General features: G+C 62.7%; 15 protein-coding genes. 9 read left to right on the forward strand and 6 right to left on the reverse strand.

Annotated features, from left to right (window positions below):
* Window positions 1-66: 66 nt before the first annotated feature.
* On the reverse strand, window positions 67-1,329 hold the full coding sequence (locus tag APH33_RS23250; protein WP_054887389.1) for an OprD family porin: 1,263 nt from the start codon (window positions 1,327-1,329) through the stop codon (window positions 67-69).
* A gap of 456 nt (window positions 1,330-1,785) precedes the next feature.
* Between APH33_RS23250 and APH33_RS23255 the strand changes: the two genes are divergently transcribed.
* Together APH33_RS23255 and APH33_RS23260 are read left to right on the forward strand one after the other, a co-directional pair.
* Complete coding sequence (locus APH33_RS23255; RefSeq protein WP_054887390.1) at window positions 1,786-2,706, forward strand: SMP-30/gluconolactonase/LRE family protein; 921 nt, start codon at window positions 1,786-1,788, stop codon at window positions 2,704-2,706.
* Window positions 2,707-2,751: 45 nt separating this feature from the next.
* On the forward strand, window positions 2,752-4,086 hold the full coding sequence (locus APH33_RS23260) for an MFS transporter (RefSeq protein ID WP_054887391.1): 1,335 nt from the start codon (window positions 2,752-2,754) through the stop codon (window positions 4,084-4,086).
* A gap of 4 nt (window positions 4,087-4,090) precedes the next feature.
* Here APH33_RS23260 and APH33_RS23265 read toward each other — a convergent pair whose 3' ends face one another.
* On the reverse strand, window positions 4,091-5,272 hold the full coding sequence (locus tag APH33_RS23265; protein WP_054887421.1) for an MFS transporter: 1,182 nt from the start codon (window positions 5,270-5,272) through the stop codon (window positions 4,091-4,093).
* Between the two features lie 125 nt (window positions 5,273-5,397).
* The gene (locus APH33_RS23270) at window positions 5,398-6,075 is read right to left on the reverse strand and encodes an RraA family protein (protein WP_054887392.1); all 678 of its coding nucleotides are present in this window, start codon (window positions 6,073-6,075) and stop codon (window positions 5,398-5,400) included.
* Between the two features lie 225 nt (window positions 6,076-6,300).
* On the opposite strand from APH33_RS23270, the gene APH33_RS23275 reads away from it, so the two are divergent.
* Both APH33_RS23275 and APH33_RS23280 read left to right on the forward strand, forming a co-directional pair.
* A complete protein-coding gene (locus tag APH33_RS23275) occupies window positions 6,301-7,278 on the forward strand; it encodes a hydroxyacid dehydrogenase (RefSeq protein WP_054887393.1) in 978 nt (325 codons plus the stop codon).
* Window positions 7,279-7,359: 81 nt separating this feature from the next.
* On the forward strand, window positions 7,360-8,694 hold the full coding sequence (locus tag APH33_RS23280) for an MFS transporter (RefSeq protein WP_054887394.1): 1,335 nt from the start codon (window positions 7,360-7,362) through the stop codon (window positions 8,692-8,694).
* Window positions 8,695-8,779: 85 nt separating this feature from the next.
* Here the strand turns inward: APH33_RS23280 and APH33_RS23285 are convergent, their stop codons facing one another.
* From APH33_RS23285 to APH33_RS23295, 3 genes are all read right to left on the reverse strand, one after another.
* Entirely contained in the window at window positions 8,780-10,063 is a 1,284-nt protein-coding gene (locus APH33_RS23285; RefSeq protein WP_054887395.1) for an OprD family porin, read from the reverse strand.
* Window positions 10,064-10,135: 72 nt separating this feature from the next.
* Complete coding sequence (locus APH33_RS23290) at window positions 10,136-10,459, reverse strand: hypothetical protein (RefSeq protein WP_054887396.1); 324 nt, start codon at window positions 10,457-10,459, stop codon at window positions 10,136-10,138.
* Between the two features lie 66 nt (window positions 10,460-10,525).
* Window positions 10,526-12,295, reverse strand: a complete 1,770-nt coding sequence (locus tag APH33_RS23295; protein ID WP_054887397.1) for a cyanophycinase — start codon at window positions 12,293-12,295, stop codon at window positions 10,526-10,528.
* Window positions 12,296-12,651: 356 nt separating this feature from the next.
* Between APH33_RS23295 and APH33_RS23300 the strand changes: the two genes are divergently transcribed.
* Genes APH33_RS23300 through APH33_RS23320 form a run of 5 tightly spaced genes read left to right on the forward strand, consistent with a single transcriptional unit; the run spans window position 12,652 to window position 16,743 of the window.
* On the forward strand, window positions 12,652-13,428 hold the full coding sequence (locus tag APH33_RS23300) for an ABC transporter substrate-binding protein (RefSeq protein ID WP_054887398.1): 777 nt from the start codon (window positions 12,652-12,654) through the stop codon (window positions 13,426-13,428).
* Between the two features lie 11 nt (window positions 13,429-13,439).
* Window positions 13,440-14,129 (forward strand): ABC transporter permease, encoded by a 690-nt coding sequence (locus tag APH33_RS23305; protein ID WP_054887399.1) that lies wholly within the window; start codon window positions 13,440-13,442, stop codon window positions 14,127-14,129.
* A gap of 9 nt (window positions 14,130-14,138) precedes the next feature.
* Entirely contained in the window at window positions 14,139-14,834 is a 696-nt protein-coding gene (locus APH33_RS23310) for an ABC transporter permease (RefSeq protein WP_054887400.1), read from the forward strand.
* A 9-nt stretch (window positions 14,835-14,843) separates the two neighbouring features.
* Entirely contained in the window at window positions 14,844-15,956 is a 1,113-nt protein-coding gene (locus tag APH33_RS23315; protein ID WP_054887401.1) for a succinylglutamate desuccinylase/aspartoacylase family protein, read from the forward strand.
* A gap of 19 nt (window positions 15,957-15,975) precedes the next feature.
* Window positions 15,976-16,743: an ABC transporter ATP-binding protein gene (locus APH33_RS23320; protein WP_054887402.1), complete on the forward strand. Its 768-nt coding sequence runs from the start codon at window positions 15,976-15,978 to the stop codon at window positions 16,741-16,743.
* Window positions 16,744-16,823: the final 80 nt, after the last annotated feature.

A 16,823-nucleotide genomic window follows, 5' to 3' on the forward strand; every position in this document is an offset into this window, starting at 1 on the left:
GCGCGGGGCCGTACTGACCTGTAGTTTTCCCGGGCCGTAACGCTGAACAGGCCGGCTGCTGCCAGCTCAGAACAATGCCACGGTATAGTTGACGATCACGCGGTTCTGATCGCCATTGCGGGCCGCTTCGCTGCGGGACATGCCATTGCGCCAGGCCACGCCCAGGCCCTTGAAGGTCCCGCTCTGGATCACATAATCCAGGGAGAAGTCCCGCTCCCACTCCGACTGCTCGGCGCCGCCCGCGGTCTGGATGTGGTCACCCTTGAGATACATCACCGAGGCCTTGAGGCCGGGCACACCCAACGCCGCGAAATCGTAGCCATACTGCGCAAAACCGGTGCGCTCGCCAGCACGCGTGAAACTCAATAGCATCTTGTCTGTCCACAGGTACAAGCTGCTGCCACCGGCCCCCTTGTCGATCGACCCTTGGTTGATCTGCACGAAGGTGCTGTCATCGGAAACGCTCTGATAGCCCAGCATGAGCGAGTGACCACGCAGGCGGTAAGTGAACGCCGCACTCCACAGGTCGCTATCGATTTCGCCGTCTCCATCGGCGGTGTAGCCGCCTACGGTATAGCCCTGCGCTCGCCCCGAAGCGCTGCCGTTGGCGCCGTCCGAGCGGGTGCGGAAGTAGCGCAGGTCGGTCGTCAGCGAGCTGTCGTCAGTCAGTGCCAGGGTATGATTGAGGCCAGCAAAATGCTGCTGGTAATAGTCCTGCAATTCACCCGCGTAGTACTGCAGCATGAGCGCATCGCTGGCACGGTAATCGACACCGGCAAAATAGAAACGGTCACTTTCCTGGGTGCCGCCACTTACGGCCATGCCGGTCAGGTCGGTGGACGCCCGGCCCCGGGCGCGGTCAAGCGCACCGCCGATCAGCATCAGATTGTCGAACTCCTTCGACTGCAGCTGCACCCCCTGGAAGGTCTGCGGCAGCAACCGACCATCCGAGGCCATCAGCACCGGCATCTTCGGCATCAACTGGCCGACCCGCAGCTCGTTCTTGCTCGCTTTCAACTTCAAAGTCGCGCCCGCGCTGCCCCACTGATCCACCGCACGCTCGCCATCGGACGGAATCATCGTGCCACCCGCGTGTCGGCCACGGCCGCTGTCCAAGGTGACACCCAGCATGGCGGTCGCATCCACCCCGACGCCGATCACCCCGCTGGTGTACCCCGAACGCAGATCGAGCAGGAAGCCCTGCGCCCATTCCTCGGTCTTCGAAGGCTTGGCGGCACCGTCGCGGTTATCACTGTTGAAGTAGAAGTTACGCATCGCCAGGTTGGCATGGCTGTCGGCAAGAAAGTCCGCCAGAGCAGGCGACGCCATTAGGCCACCACTGGCGGCAAGGGCAAGACCACAGAAGGAAGGTAAGGATTTCAAGACGAAAGCTCCCTGAGCACCCGAACCCGGGTGCCGGTTTTCTTGTTATTGGAATGGACGCCGAGTCAGCCCTGCATGCCCCAACGGCGCACGGTGACCCGCTTGCGCCAGGCGGTGACAGCCGCAAGGCCAACGGTAAGCGAGAGGTTTTTCAGAGACCGAGAAGGACGGTACGGCATACGCCATGACCAAGGCTGCATAGCAAACTCCAGTTGTTTTTATTTTGGAACGCCATTTCCTTTACATAAGGTCACATAATTTTGAGCCTCGTCAAGAGCCGCGAAAAAGACGACGAAAATCATCGCCTTTCGTCGCATCATGATTTATTTTGAAATGGCATTGCATTAAACCAAGAACACAACAACCTGGACGCTCACGCGCCCCTTGCCGCCAGGAGCCCTCATGAGTTTTTTCGCTGCCCCACCCACCGTTGAAACCACCGTCTTCACGCGCCTGCCCGAACGCTTCCGCGAGCCGCGCCCCACTGCCTGGGCCAACGCCAACCGCCAGGGACGCGCAATCGACTCATTCCTCGAGGGCCCGTCTTTCGACCGTCAGGGGCGCTTGTACGTGACCGACATTCCCAACGGGCGCATCTTCCGCATCTCGCCCCAAGGCGAATGGGAACTGGTCTGCCAGTACGATGGCTGGCCCAACGGCCTGAAGATTCACCAGGACGGGCGCATCTTCATCACCGACTACAAGCGTGGGATCATGCTGCTCGACCCGCAGACCGGCGCCATCGAGCCGCTGCTGGACTCGGCCGGCTCCGAAGGTTTCAAGGGCGTCAACGACCTGGTGTTCGCGCCAAACGGTGACCTGTACTTCACCGACCAGGGCCAGACTGGCCTGCAGGACGCCACGGGCCGGGTATACAAGCTCGACGCCAAGGGCAACCTGACGTGTCTGCTGGGTACCATTCCCAGCCCCAATGGCATCGTCTACGACCCCCACCTCAACCACCTGCTGGTAGCCGTGACCCGCGCGCAGCAGATCTGGCGCATCCCGCTGGGTAACGGCTCGATCGTCGGCAAGGTGGGCGTTTTCGCGCAGTTGCATGGCGGCCTGGGCGGGCCCGACGGCCTGGCCCTCGATGCGCAGAGCAACCTGTACATCGCCCATACCGGCTTCGGCTCGGTGTGGAAGCTGTCGAAAGTCGCCGAACCGCTGCAACGCATCGTCTCCTGCGCCGGGATCAGCAACACCAACCTGGCCTTCGGTGGCGATGACGGACAGACCCTGTTCATTACCGAATCCGAGACCGGCAGCATTCTGCAGGTCCGTACCGCCACACCTGGGTTGCAGATGTATTCCCACAGCTGAACCCGCGCCTGTCAGCGCACACAACAACTACAAAAGAGTGACGACATGAACCACGATTCCCCTGCAGCCCAGGCGCCGCTCAGCGACGCCGAGGGCGACCGCCTGATGCGCCGCGTGCTGTGGCGCCTGGTGCCGTTCATCTTCATCTGCTACGTGATCAGCTACCTCGATCGCACCAACGTCGGCTTCGCCGCCATCAGCATGAACCAGGACTTGGGGCTGACCGCGACGATGTTCGGCTGGGCGGCCGGCCTGTTCTTCTTCGGCTACTTCATGTTCGAGATCCCCAGCAACCTGCTGATGCAGCGCTTTGGCGCACGGGTGTGGATTGCCCGGATCATGATCACCTGGGGGCTGATTTCCATGGCCACCGCCTTCGCCACCGGCCCCATCAGCTTCAGCATCGCACGGTTCCTGCTGGGGCTTGCCGAAGCAGGCTTCACGCCAGGGGTGTACCTGTACTTCACCTACTGGTTCCCCGGGAAGTGGCGAGCGAAAGCTACCGCAGCGTTCCTGCTGGGCATCCCGGTCGCCAACATCGTCGGCTCGCCACTGTCGGGCTGGCTGATGGAACAGCACGGTGTGTGGGGCCTGAAGAACTGGCAACTGCTACTGGTCACCGAATCGATGCCTGCCGTGTTGCTCGGTATTGCCTGCCTGTTCGTGCTGGTCGATGCCCCGAACAAGGCAAAGTGGCTGAACCCACGGGAAAAGGCCTGGCTGACCCAGCGCCTGTCCCAGGAGCAACAGGCCATTGGCGCCTCCCACGGCAACACACTGCGCGCAGCACTGACCAATCCCAAGGTGTTCACCCTGGCGGCCATCAACTTCTGCTGCATCGTCGGCTCCATCGGCATCGGGCTTTGGCTGCCGCAGATCATCAAGAGCCTGGGTATTTCCAGTGGCGTGGTCGGCCCGGTAGTGGCGCTGCCTTACCTGCTGGGCGCCGTGGCCATGACCTTATGGGCGCGCCTGGCCAACCGCAGCACGCACCGTCTGCCCTACGTGGCCAGCGCACTGGCGTTTGCTGCACTGGCCCTGGTGAGTGCTGCGCTGATCGACCAGCCGCTGCTGAAGATCGCCAGCCTGTGCCTGGCCGTGGCCGGCATCCTGTCTTTCCAGGCAACGTTCTGGGCGATTCCCTCGACCTTCCTCACCGGCCGCGCCGCAGCGGGCGGCCTGGCGCTGATCGTCTCGATCGGCAACCTTGGCGGCTTCACCGGGCCCTTCCTCATCGGCCTGATCAAGGATGCCACGCACAGCTTCACCCTGCCGTTCTTCGCCGTAGCCTCGATCCTGCTGATCGGTACCTGCCTGATGCTCTGGCTGGGTGACCCGGCCAAGCAGCAAACGCCGCAGGGCCAGGGTCAGGCTGCCTGACCGATCAACTGCGGCGACGCATGCCGTACTGCCCCAGCAACCCCAGCACCAGCACCCCACCGGCGATCCCCAAGGTCGCCGGTGCCCCCCAGCGGGCCGCGGCCAGCCCGGCGATCATCCCGCCCAGAGCCTCGAAGCCAAAACGCATGGCGATGTAGAAGGCAATCACCCGGCCACGCAAGTGGCCCGGCGCACCGCTCTGCAGCTGCATGTTGGTGCTGACATTGCTCAGGGTGATGCCAAAACCCAGCAATGCCAGCGCCAGCAACGCCAATGGCAGCATGCCCGCCAGCCATAGGCCGACCAGGGCGACCGCGCACAGCAGCGCCCCGGCGTCGGTGAACTGGCGCAGGCGGGGCAATGCGCCGCCGAACGCCAGCACCAGGGTCGCCGCGAAGGCTCCCGCCCCCGCCGCCCCCCACAACCACCCCAGCACTTTGGCGTCACCGGCAAACACCGCCTTGGCGAGGATCGGCAATAACGCTGCATAGCAGGACGCCAACAGGTTGACCATGATCACGTTGACCAGCAGTTGGCGCACATTGCGGGTCTGCCACATGTAGGCCAGCCCCTCGCGAAACACCTGGGCAGTCGAACCACTGGCCTTTGGGCTGGCGCTACCGCGCACCTTCAGCAAGCCGAACAGCAATGCCAGGAAGGCCAAGGCCGTCAGCGCGAAGCAGGTCGCCTCGCCGGCGAGCGCGATCAGTGCCCCGGCCAATGGCGGGCCGACGAAACGTGCGCCGTTGATCAGCATGGCATTGAGTACCAGCGCATTGGGCAGGTCGGCCGGGTCATCGACGAAACTGCCGATCAAGGCCTGGCGTAACGGTGTTTCCAGGGCGTTCAGCAAACCCAGCAGCAAGGCCATGCCGGCGATGATCGGGCCATCGACCCAGCCCAGCCAGGTAGAGAGCGCCAACGCCGACGACTGCAGGGTCAGGATCACTTGCACGATGATCAGCAATCGACGTTTGTCGTGCCGGTCGATCCATGCACCGGCCAGCGGGCCAATCAGCAGTTGCGGCGCCAGCGAAAGGAAGGTGATCAGGCCCAGCAGCACCGCCGAACCCGTGAGGTGATAGGCGAGCCAGGCCAACGCCACCTGCTGCACCCACTTGCCCAGGGTGGAAACCCCCTGGCCGGCGAAATAGATCTGGAAATTACGGTGGGCGAGCGCCCGAATGGCCGAAGGCCATTGACTACGATGCGACGACGGTGAATCGGTCAAGTCTGCGAATCCTCATGAGACCCGCGCCAGTCCATCACCTGCTGCGCCCCCCATCGCAAGGTGCGCAGCAGGTTGTTGGGTCAGCCTGGCAGCAGGCAGCCTTTCTTCTTCAAGGACTCAATGACCCAGGAGCGGTCGTTGGTACCTTGGGCAATGTGCTCCATCTGAGCGGTTTCGGCAGCATGCTTGGCCGTGGCACGGGCATAGACGTCGGCAACCTGGTCGTACGGTACGCAGAGCAGGCCGTCTTCATCGCCGATCACCAGGTCGCCCGGCTCGATCACCATACCATCAATGGCAATCGGCACGTTGATCTCGCCCGGGCCGTCCTTGTACGGGCCACGGTGCGACACACCCGCGGCGAACAGCGGGAAGTCGCCTGCGCCGATATTGGCCGCATCACGGATCGCGCCATTGATGACGATGCCCGCCACACCACGCTTGACGGCGTAGGCCACCATCATTTCGCCGATCAGGGCGTTGGTCAGGTCACCGCCGGCATCGACCACGATCACGTCGCCTGGCTGAGCGATGTCGAGGGCGTAGTGCAGCATGAGGTTGTCACCTGGGCGAGCCTTGACGGTGAGGGCCGGGCCGCAAAGCCCCCCTTCGCGGTGCATTGGGCGCAGCCGGGCACCGCCCGCCGTCATGCGGTTCATCGAGTCGCTGACGTTGGCGACCGGAACCTCACGGTAGCGTGCAACCCACTCTTCGCCAATTTTGCGCGTGCGCTCAAGCACTTGGAAGCCAATGCTCATGTGACATACCTCTATTGATGTTATTCGATGTCATCGGCGGCCGCCGAATCTGTTTTTTAGAATGTCATTGCATTATTCCTTTTTCAATCGCTTTTTTTAGCTGCTATTCAGATGGCGACGAGCAGTAAATTTATTTTGTTGCAACGCCGTTTCATTATGGTAGGGTTGATTCCATCGCCGCCCCTGAGCTGCAGCGACTGCCCTGACAATAAAAAGGTGTTCACGATGTCCCGTACCATTCTGATTACCGGCCCCGAACTCGCCGCCGAGGCCATGCAACTTGCCGCCGACCAGGGCATCAGGGTGGTCCCCACCACGCCCTACCTGCCGGCAGAAGAGCTGGTCGCCATCATTCGCGCGGAACAGCCCGATGCCATCGTGGTTCGCCAGGGCAGCCTGACCCGTGCCATGATCGAGGCTTGCACCAAGCTGAAGCTGATCACCAAGCACGGTGTCGGCTTCAACACCATCGATATCCAGGCTGCTGCCGAGCACGGGATACCTGTGTCGATCGCAGTGGGTGCCAACGCACAGTCAGTGGCCGAGCATGCCTTTGCCCTGATGTTCAGCGTCGCCCGCCAGACCGCCCTGCTCGATGCACGCATGCGTGAAGGTCACTGGGACAAGGCATCAGCCAACGGCATCGAGCTGTCCGGCAAGACCTTGGGCCTGGTGGGTCTGGGTTCGATCGGCAGCATTCTGATGGACCTGGTGGCGCCGCTGCGCATGAAGGTCAAGGTGTTCGACCCTTACCTCAAGCAACTGCCGGCACGCGCCCATGTCGAGCGCGAAGAAGATTTCGATCGCCTGCTCGCCGAAAGCGATATCATCAGCCTGCACTGCCCGCTGACCGAGACCAATCACGGCCTGATCGGCGCTGACCAATTGGCACGCATGCGTCCGGGTGCCATCCTCATCAACACTGCCCGTGGCGAGCTGATCGACACTGACGCCCTGGTACAGGCACTCAGCGAGCGTCGCATTGCCGGTGCGGGCCTGGACACCTTCAGCCCCGAGCCGCCACCCGCCGACAGCCCGCTGTGGGGCTTGCCGACCCTGGTCGCCACACCACACGTCGGCGCCAACACCACCGAAGCCCGCGACCGTGTAGCCCTGGTCTGTGTGAGGCAGGTGCTGGATATCCTGGCGGGCAATGCCCTTGATCCGCGTTGCGTGGTCAACCGCCACCTGATCGACAGCTGATTGCAGCCCTCTCGCGCCGCTTTGCGAGAAGCGGCGCCGATACCACGCATCACTCCAGAAAAACAACAATTGGAGAGCACCATGAATTCAGCTACATCCGTGCCGGACGACCTCGAACGCAGCACCATGCGCCGTGTTGCCTGGCGCCTGCTGCCTTTTCTGATCATCTGCTACCTGATTGCGATCATCGATCGCGGCAACATTGGCATGGCTTCGCTACAGATGAACCAGGACCTGGAGCTCTCAGCCAAGGTCTTCGGTTTCGCCAGCAGCCTGTTCTTCTTCTCTTATTTCCTGGTTGAAGTGCCCAGCAACCTGGCCATGCAGCGGTATGGCGCGCGGATCTGGATCGCTCGCATCATGATCACCTGGGGCCTGATCTCCGCCGGCACGGCGTTCGTCCAGGGCGCCAATTCGCTGTACGTGATGCGCTTCCTGCTGGGCGCCGCCGAGGCCGGCTTCTTCCCGGGCGTGCTGCTCTACCTCACCTACTGGCTACCGTCGGCCTACCGTGCGCGCATGGTGGCGCTGTTCATGGTGGCGATCCCGGCCGCCAACTTCATTGGCTCGCCCCTGTCGGGCCTGCTGCTGAGCCTGGATGGCTGGATGGGCATGCGCGGCTGGCACTGGTTGTTCATCCTCGAAGGCATCCCGGCAGTGTTGCTGGGCATCGCCTGCCTGTTCGTGCTGACCGACCGTCCCGAACAGGCCAAGTGGCTGAGCGACGAGCAACGCGGCTGGCTCACCCAACGGCTGGCCAGCGAGGCCGCCAAGAAGACCGCCATCGGCCATATCTCGCTGTGGAAACTGCTGCGCCACAAGGATATCTGGGTACTCGCGTTGATCTACTCGGGCGCTTCCGCCGCGGGCAGCACCATGAGCGTGTGGGCGCCGCAACTGCTGAAAACCTTCGGTCTCAGTGCCCTGGAGATCGGCCTGGTCAATGCCATCCCGTATGGCATCGCCTCGGTCGCGATGATCATCTGGGGGCGTAGCTCCGACCGTACCGGTGAGCGCCGCTGGCACACTGCGATGACCATGCTGCTGATCGCCGCAGGCCTGCTGATGACCTTGTTCACCTCCTCGCTGCCGGCCACGGTCGTGATGCTGACAATGGTGCTGGTGGGCGCTTATTCGATGAAGGGGCCGTTCTGGGCACTGGTCTCCGGCTGGCTGTCGTCGTCCACGGCAGCCGCCGGGCTGGCGGCCGTCGGCGCCATGGCCAACCTGATCGGTGGCGGGCTGATGGTCAACGTCTACGGTGCCATCCACGACGCCACCAACAGCTATGCCCTGGCATTGATGCCCCTCGCGACACTGTGCACGCTGGCCGCCATGGGGGTATTGGTGATCGGCCGCAAGCGCCAGCATGAGCAGGCTGAAGCAACCGCCACTGCAAGCGCCAAGCAAGCCTGAGCCTCGGCGCTTTGATGCCTGCCTTGCGCAGGGAACGTGGGCATCGTCTTTTCGATCCTCAGGCAGGCATCCATCGCCCCACGGATTACAGCAAGCTCAGCGGGTACTCCACGATCAGCCGCACTTCATCCAGGTCGTTATCGAATGAAGTGGAACGGTGGGTGGCCTGGCGCAGGCGGAACGAGAGGTCCTTGGCCATGCCGGCCTGGATGACATAGCGGGCTTCCATATCCCGTTCCCAGTGCTTCTGGTCATCTCCCGCCCATCCCGCGAACGGGCCGTTCGGGTCCACCCGGGTACCGTCGATCTGATCGCCCTTCACATACCTGGCCATGAGCGTCAGCCCCGGTACACCGAAGGCCACCAGGTTCAGGTCGTATCTCAACTGCCAGGAGCGCTCGTTGGGGGCGTTGAAGTCCGAGTACTGGACCGAGTTGGCCAGCCAGATCGAATCACCACCGATGTAGTCGAAAAAGTCGTCGCCGCTGATCTTCTGGTACGCCACGCTGAGCTTGTGCGGACCCTGGCTGTAAGCACCCTTGAGCGAATATGCCGTATTGTCCAGTTGCCCCGCCAACGCAGCGCCCTGATCGCGGGTGTTGTAAGCGACCAGGTCGAAGCTCACGGACTGGGTTTCAGCCAGGGGCAGTGTGTAGTAGACGTTGGCGAAATACTGGCGCCAGAGCTCTTCGGCTTGGCTGGCGTAGGCCGCCAGGCTGAGCCTGTCGGTGACGTGGTAGGTGGCACCGATGAAATCAACGCTGCGCGCTTCCACACCTGCGTATTCGGTGGTCAGAGCGCCATCGGCGTTGCTCGAGTCACGTCGGTTGATCGAAGTGAAGTGCCCTCCTTCAACGGACAGCTTCTCGTACTCCTGGCTGGCCAGGTGAACGCCGGTCGCGGTCTCCGGCAGCAGACGCGAATCGCTGGTGGCAAACACCGGGGCGGTGGTGCGTTGCTCGCCATATTTCAAGGTAGTGGACGACACCCGCAGCTTCACCGCACCGCCCAACTCGCCGGTACTGTCTTCTATACGCCCCTCGCTATCCACCGGCAGGATCCCGTTGCCGACGCTTCCGCGTCCACCATCAAGCTTGATGCCGCCATATGCATGCACATCGAAACCCAAGCCCAGCATGCCCGGGGTAAAACCCGACACATAGTGCGCCTGGATACCCTGGTCCCATTCATTCCGGGTGTTGCGCCTGGCATTGCGATAGTCGCGGTGCATCCAGAAGTTGCGGTTGAGCAGGTTCAGCGTGCTGTCTTCGATCAAGCCTTTCGAGGCCTGCTGTTCGCCAGCACCTGCCCACTGGGCGTGAGTAGAGGCGAGGGCCACTGCGATCAGGGTCGCTTTCACGGTATTCATTGCTTGCTCCATTGTTCTTGTTATGGGGGTACGTGGCGGCTTGCACCGCCAGTCAGGACAGGCGCATCGGCCCTATGCCAATTGCTCCAGTGAAAATTCGGGTGGGCACGTCCCTTTGCTGATGACCGCCTCCAGGCACAGGGTGGTCGCCGACTCTGCCCAGCAAACGAAATAGCCCTTGGCTTTGGATTGCTTGAGCTTGAACAGCCACTTCAACTCTGCATCGTCGTGCAGGCTCTCCATGCTCGCTGGCAACTGGATGATCGAATAGAAGCCAGCCTTGGTTTGCGTCCGCTCCAGAACCTGGAACGCCGGCTGGGCGATGGCGAAGGCTTTCGGGCTTTGCGGTTGCAGCAATTTTTCCAGGGCGAACGCTTCCAACCTGCTGATTTTCATACAGGACTCTTGTGTGGGTTGACGGAGGGTCGATGCTGCGCCAGGCCAAGCGCGGCCTGGTTCAACTTACAGCGGTTGCAACCCGACGACCTTGGCCAGTACCTGCGCCACTTCGGCCCGGGTTACCGGGGCTTGTGGGTTGAAGCGGCCTTGCGCGGCCTGCAACCAGCCCTCACCCACGGTGAGGGTGGCCGCATCGGCATAGGCTTTGGCCAGGCCACCGATGTCCGACAACGCCGCAGTTCTGCTCAGGCGGATGCCCTGATAACGCTCTACCAGCGCCCGGCAGGCCAGCGCCCATTCCTTGCGGCTGACGAGCTGGTTGACAGAGAAGGGTTCGCTGCTGCTCATCCAGCCGTTGGACAGCACCACGTCGAGTTGATCACGCAGCGGGTGTTCGGCGCCGACATCGGTCAACGCGGGCAACCGGTCTCGCCTGGGCTCCGCGGCCAGCGTCATCTGCAGGGCATTGGCCAGTTCCAGACGGGTGATGGGCCGCCCTGGTTCGAAGGCGTTGCCGGCGTTCAAGGTCATCAGCCCCCTGAAACTGACGGCGCGAATCGCATCGCCGCTGCTCCCCGAGCCGGCGTCGGTCGGCGCGCTGGTTGCGGGCTCGCCGAGGGTGGCATTGACCGGGCGGATATCCAGGCGCACGCCACCCACGCTGTACTGGGTCAGCGCATCGTGCACCTGGCTATAGGCGCTGAAGTCAGGCGTCTTGCTAAACTCGAAACGGTAGCCGTAGTGGTAGCCGTTGAGCGGGTTGTAGCGGGTCATCAGGCCCAGCTGCCGCGAGGCGGTATTATCCGCCAGACCATAGATCACCGCCCGGTCGATCGCCGAAACGCCCGAAAGGTCTGTAATCAGCTGATTGCCCGACAGGTATTCGCTACCGGCCTGAATGACTGCCTTGCCTGGGGCGGGCTGCACCTTGCCGCTGGCAAGGTCATAGCGATCGCCATGGCTGAGCATGGCCAAGCGCACATTGCTAAGCCGTGTGCCATACAGGCCGAAGGATTTCTCTGCCTGGCGGGTGTCCATCACGGTCAGATAGCCCTCGCCCAGCACCTGTACCTGCCCTTGAGGGTTGACCCACATCGCGGTGTTGGTGTCCAGGCCGAACCCGCGGTTGAGCGTGCCCCCGGTGAGGTAGGCTGCCATGCGCGCGACACGCCCGGTGCTGGTTTCCTCGATCTGATCGAGGTGCTGATCGATCACACCACCTTTGAACAGGCCGGCACCCTTGAGCAACGCCGTGCCGCGCTGGTCAGCTTTGCTGGCCACGCCGAAGTCCAGGGTATCCATCACGACGCCGAAGGCGGTTGGCATCCGTCCCCCCAGAACGCTGGCACCGGCGCTGGTGCCGCCGACCACGCCACCGCGGTCATAGACGCTGCGCACAGCCTGCATCAGCAGCGACGGGGAGCCATCGGCGTTGAACAGGGCGCGGGCGATCCGGGCCTGGTCGCCACCGACAAACCACACGCCGCTGGCACCGCGCAGCGGTTCGACCACTGCGGCATCGTTCATGGTTCGCTGGTAGTTGAGCTTGTCGACCCCCACGATACTGATGCGCTTCGCGGCAACCCCGAGGGCAACCAGTTCCGCCATGAAGCGATTGCTCGAGCTCAGGCTGCCGCTGGCCGTTGGGACGATGACGATGCGGGCGTCCTGACGACCACCGGCGAGTTCGATGAACTTGTCATAGACCGGAAGGTTGCTGGCACGCAGCATACCGCCCACGGCCAGCAAGTTGCCTTCAGCCAGGGCGGCCGGACTGGCACAGGAAAGCATCAGGGCGGCGATCATTGCCCCCGCGTTCAACGGTGTGTTCATGGATTGTCGCTCTTGTTATGGAAATTCGTGCGAGCCGGCTGGCAGCGCGCCATGGAACTATATTTTCCAAATTCTATTTTTTGAAAATTTATATATCAGCGCAGGCATGTCTTCAAGCGTTGCGCGCTGGCGTGCCCCCGACGCGTGCCAGGACAAAAACGTGAGAACGACCGGCAAGGCACGCGCTAGAGGCTTCTCGACCTGAAGAGGCAATAGAGAGGTAGATAATTTATTTTCACGAATGTAGATTTCTGAAAAAAATAATGTCATAAATCTGCACACCAACGGCCCAGGTAACGCCATCGCCCAGGCGACCTGCGCGCACACTCAATCCGCCCCAGCTAGGAGTCAACAAGATGAACAAGATCGTACTTCTCGGCGCGCTGGCACTCAGCGCCGTCAGTGGCATCACCGCCGCCAGCGACGATACCCTGCGCATCGGTATCGAAGCGGCCTATCCGCCCTTCGCCTTCAAGACCCCGGAAGGCAAGATCAGCGGTTTCGACTATGACATCGGCAATGCCCTGTGCGCAGAAATGAAGGTCAGATGCGAGTGGGTCGAGCAAGAGTTCGACGGGCTGATCCCTTCGCTGAAGGTGCGCAAGATCGATGCGGTACTGTCATCGATGTCGATTACCGAGGACCGTTTGAAGTCGGTGGACTTCAGCAAGAAGTACTATCAGACGCCTGGCAAGCTGGCGATGAAGGCCGGCAGCGTGGTGAACGATCCGTTGGTGGACCTCAAGGGCAAGAAGGTGGGCGTACAGCGCGCATCGACCTACGACCGATTCGCCTCTGACCAGTTCGAACCCGCCGGCATCGAGGTGGTGCGCTACGCCTCGCAGAACGAAGCCTTCCTCGACCTGGCCGCGGGCCGACTGGACGCGACACTGGCAGACATCGTGAACACCAGCGAAGGCTTCATCAAGACCCCCATCAGCAAAGGCTTCGCTTTGGTCGGCCCAGACTTCAACGACCCACGTTACTTCGGCAAGGGGGCAGGCATTGCCGTGCGCAAGGGTGACAGCGACCACGCCGCCCGCCTCAACGCAGCCATTGACGCGGTTCGCGCCAACGGCACCTATCAGCTGGTACAGGCGAAGTACTTTGCGTTCGACATCTACGGCAAGTAAGAGGCCCGACCATGCTCCACGGCTACGGCCCGACCATTCTCCAGGGGGCTTGGCTGACGCTGAGTCTGGCCCTGATTTCCATGACAGTGGCGATCGCCCTCGGCTTGCTGGGCGCGACATGCCGCCTGTCGCCCTTGAAGTGGCTGGCCGTGCTTGGCGAAAGCTACGCCACGGTCATCCGCGGCATACCTGACCTGGTACTGATCCTGCTGATCTTCTACGGCGGCCAGGACCTGATCAATCGTGTCGCGCCGCTGCTCGGTCATCCTCGCTACATCGATATCAACCCGTTCATCGCAGGGGTCTGCACGATGGGCTTCATCTTCGGTGCCTATCTTTCGGAAACGTTCCGCGGTGCTTTCATGGCCATCCCCAGAGGGCAGGCCGAAGCCGGCGCGGCCTATGGCATGACAGGCATGCAGGTCTTTAGGCGAGTGCTGCTGCCGCAGATGGTCCGCTTCGCCCTGCCCGGCTTCACCAACAATTGGCTGGTGCTGACCAAGGCCACGGCACTGATATCGCTGATTGGCCTGCAGGACATGATGTTCAAGGCCAAGAGCGCGGCCGACGCTACCCACGAACCATTCACCTTCTTCCTGACCGTTGCCGCGTTGTACCTGACGCTCACCAGCGTATCGCTGCTCATCCTGCGCCTGGTGGAAAAGCGCTACAGCGTCGGCACCCGTCTGGCCGAACTTTGAGGACGCTCCATGCTGGACTTCAAGCTGATCGCCGACAGCCTGCCGCTCTTTGCAGGCGGTGTGCTAGTGACCTTCAAACTGCTGCTGATTGCCCTCGCCGCAGGCCTGGCGCTGGCCATCCCGCTGGCGCTGTTGCGCGTATCGCGCCAGCCATGGCTCAGCGCCCCGGCATGGCTGTATACCTACGTCATTCGTGGCACCCCCATGCTGGTGCAGCTGTTTCTCATCTACTACGGCCTGGCGCAGTTCGAGGCAGTGCGCACCAGCGTGCTGTGGCCGTACCTTTCCAGCGCCACCTTCTGCGCCTGCCTGGCGTTCGCCATCAACACCAGTGCCTACAGTGCCGAGATTCTCGCCGGCAGCCTGAGGGCCACGCCGCCTGGCGAGATCGAAGCGGCCCATGCCATGGGCATGCCACGCATTACCCTGTACCGCCGGATCCTGCTGCCGTCTTCGCTGCGCCGTGCACTGCCGCAGTACAGCAATGAAGTCGTCATGATGTTGCACACAACCTCGCTCGCCTCGATCGTCACCTTGGTCGACATCACCGGTGTGGCCAGGACCGTCAGCTCGCGTTACTACATGCCGTTCGAGGCCTTCGTCACTGCCGGGCTGTTCTACCTGTGCCTGACCTTGATCCTGGTGCGCCTGTTCAAACTGGCAGAAGGCCGCTGGCTGGCCCACCTGGCCCCGCGCAAGAACTGAGAGATCTACATGGAACATATTCAACACACCCTGCCCTGGAGCAGCGCTGGCATGGAACGTCGGGTCTCGGTGTTCCGCTTTGGCAGTGGCTCGCGCAAGGCTTACATTCAGGCAGCCCTGCATGCCGATGAACTTCCCGGCATGCGCGTCGCAGCGGAGCTCAAGCAGCGCCTGCTCGAACTGGAACGCCAAGGCCGCCTGGCTGGCGTGATCGAGCTGGTGCCGGTAGCCAACCCGATCGGCCTGGGGCAGGTTTTTCAGGCCACTCACCAGGGGCGCTTCGACCTGGCCAGCGGGCACAACTTCAACCGCGACTTTCCTGCTTTGGCAGCACTGATCGCACCACAGCTCGAAGGCCGTCTGGGTAACGATGCGCGGCAAAACATCGCGTTGGTTCGCCGCCTGATGCGTGAGGCCATCAGCGCGATGCCGCCCGCGGCCTCGGCACTCGAAGGCCTGCGCCGGATACTGCTGCTACAGGCCTGCGACGCAGACGTGGTGCTCGACCTGCATTGCGACTTTGAGTCGGTCGTGCTGCTGTACGCCCTGCCCCAGCTCTGGCCAGCCCTGAAACCGCTGGCTGCGCGCCTGGACGCGGGCGCGGTGTTGCTGGCCGAGGACAGCGGCGGCAGCTCGTTCGATGAAGCCTGTGCCCTGCCCTGGCTGCGCCTGGCAGAACAGTTCGGGCACGCCCGCATCCCACTGGCCTGTGTCGCCACCACGGTCGAACTGCGCGGCATGGCCGATACCGACCGCCCCCAGGTGCAGCACAGTGCCGAAGCCATATTGGGCTTTCTGGCCGATCAGGGTCTGCTCAGCGGCGATTGGCCCGCCGCGCCTTCGACATGCTGTGACGCCACCCCGTTCTCCGGCGCGCAGTACGCCTGTGCGCCGCACCCGGGCGTGGTGAGTTTCCTGCAGCCCCTGGGCAAGCGGGTCGCTGCAGGCGATCCCTTGTTCGAGGTAATCGACCCTATCAGCGACCAGCACTCCGTGGTACACGCCACCACCGCCGGAATCCTCTACGCCCGCGAGCGCTTGCGCTACGCCCAGCCCGGGCTGTGGCTGGCCAAGGTCGCCGGCGCACACCCGTTGCGCCATGGCCGCCTGCTTACCGACTGACAACAAGAGAGCCCCTGCCATGTACACCTTGCAAATCGAAGACCTGCATAAACGCTACGGTACCCACGACGTGCTCAAGGGCGTTTCCCTGAAAGCCAAGGCCGGTGATGTCACCAGCATCATCGGCTCCAGCGGCTCGGGCAAGAGCACCTTCCTGCGCTGCATCAACCTGCTGGAAGAACCACACGGCGGGCGCATCCTGCTCAACAACGAGGAGTTGCAACTGGCGCGGCACAGGTCCCGTGGTACTCTCAGCGCCACGGACAGCAGGCAGCTGCAACGCATGCGCTCACGCCTGTCGATGGTCTTCCAGCATTTCAATTTGTGGTCACATATGACAGCGCTGGAAAACGTCATGGAAGCGCCGGTGCACGTGCTGGGTGTGGGCAGGAAAGAAGCCCGCGAACGGGCCGAGCACTATCTGGCGAAAGTCGGCGTTGGCCATCGCCAAGCCGCCTACCCTGGCCACATGAGCGGTGGAGAGCAACAGCGTGTGGCGATCGCCCGCGCCCTGGCCATGGAGCCGGAGGTCATGCTGTTCGACGAACCGACGTCGGCGCTGGACCCGGAGCTGGTGGGCGAGGTGCTCAAGGTCATGCGCGACCTTGCCCGGGAAGGTCGCACCATGGTGGTGGTCACCCACGAGATGGGCTTTGCCCGGGAAGTGTCCAACCAGCTGCTGTTCCTTCACCAGGGCCGCGTGGAGGAAAGCGGCTGCCCGCGTGAACTGTTGGCCCGGCCCAGCTCCGAGCGCCTGCAGCAGTTTCTGGCCGGCAGCCTGAAGTAGGTTGTGGCATGCCGCCCTGCAGGGCGCTACATTCGCGCCCTCCTTGGGATACACTGCGGTCTTTGCCATGACCGCCTCGA

It is taken from the genome of Pseudomonas sp. NBRC 111130, assembly GCF_001320485.1.
Taxonomy (GTDB): domain Bacteria; phylum Pseudomonadota; class Gammaproteobacteria; order Pseudomonadales; family Pseudomonadaceae; genus Aquipseudomonas; species Aquipseudomonas vlassakiae.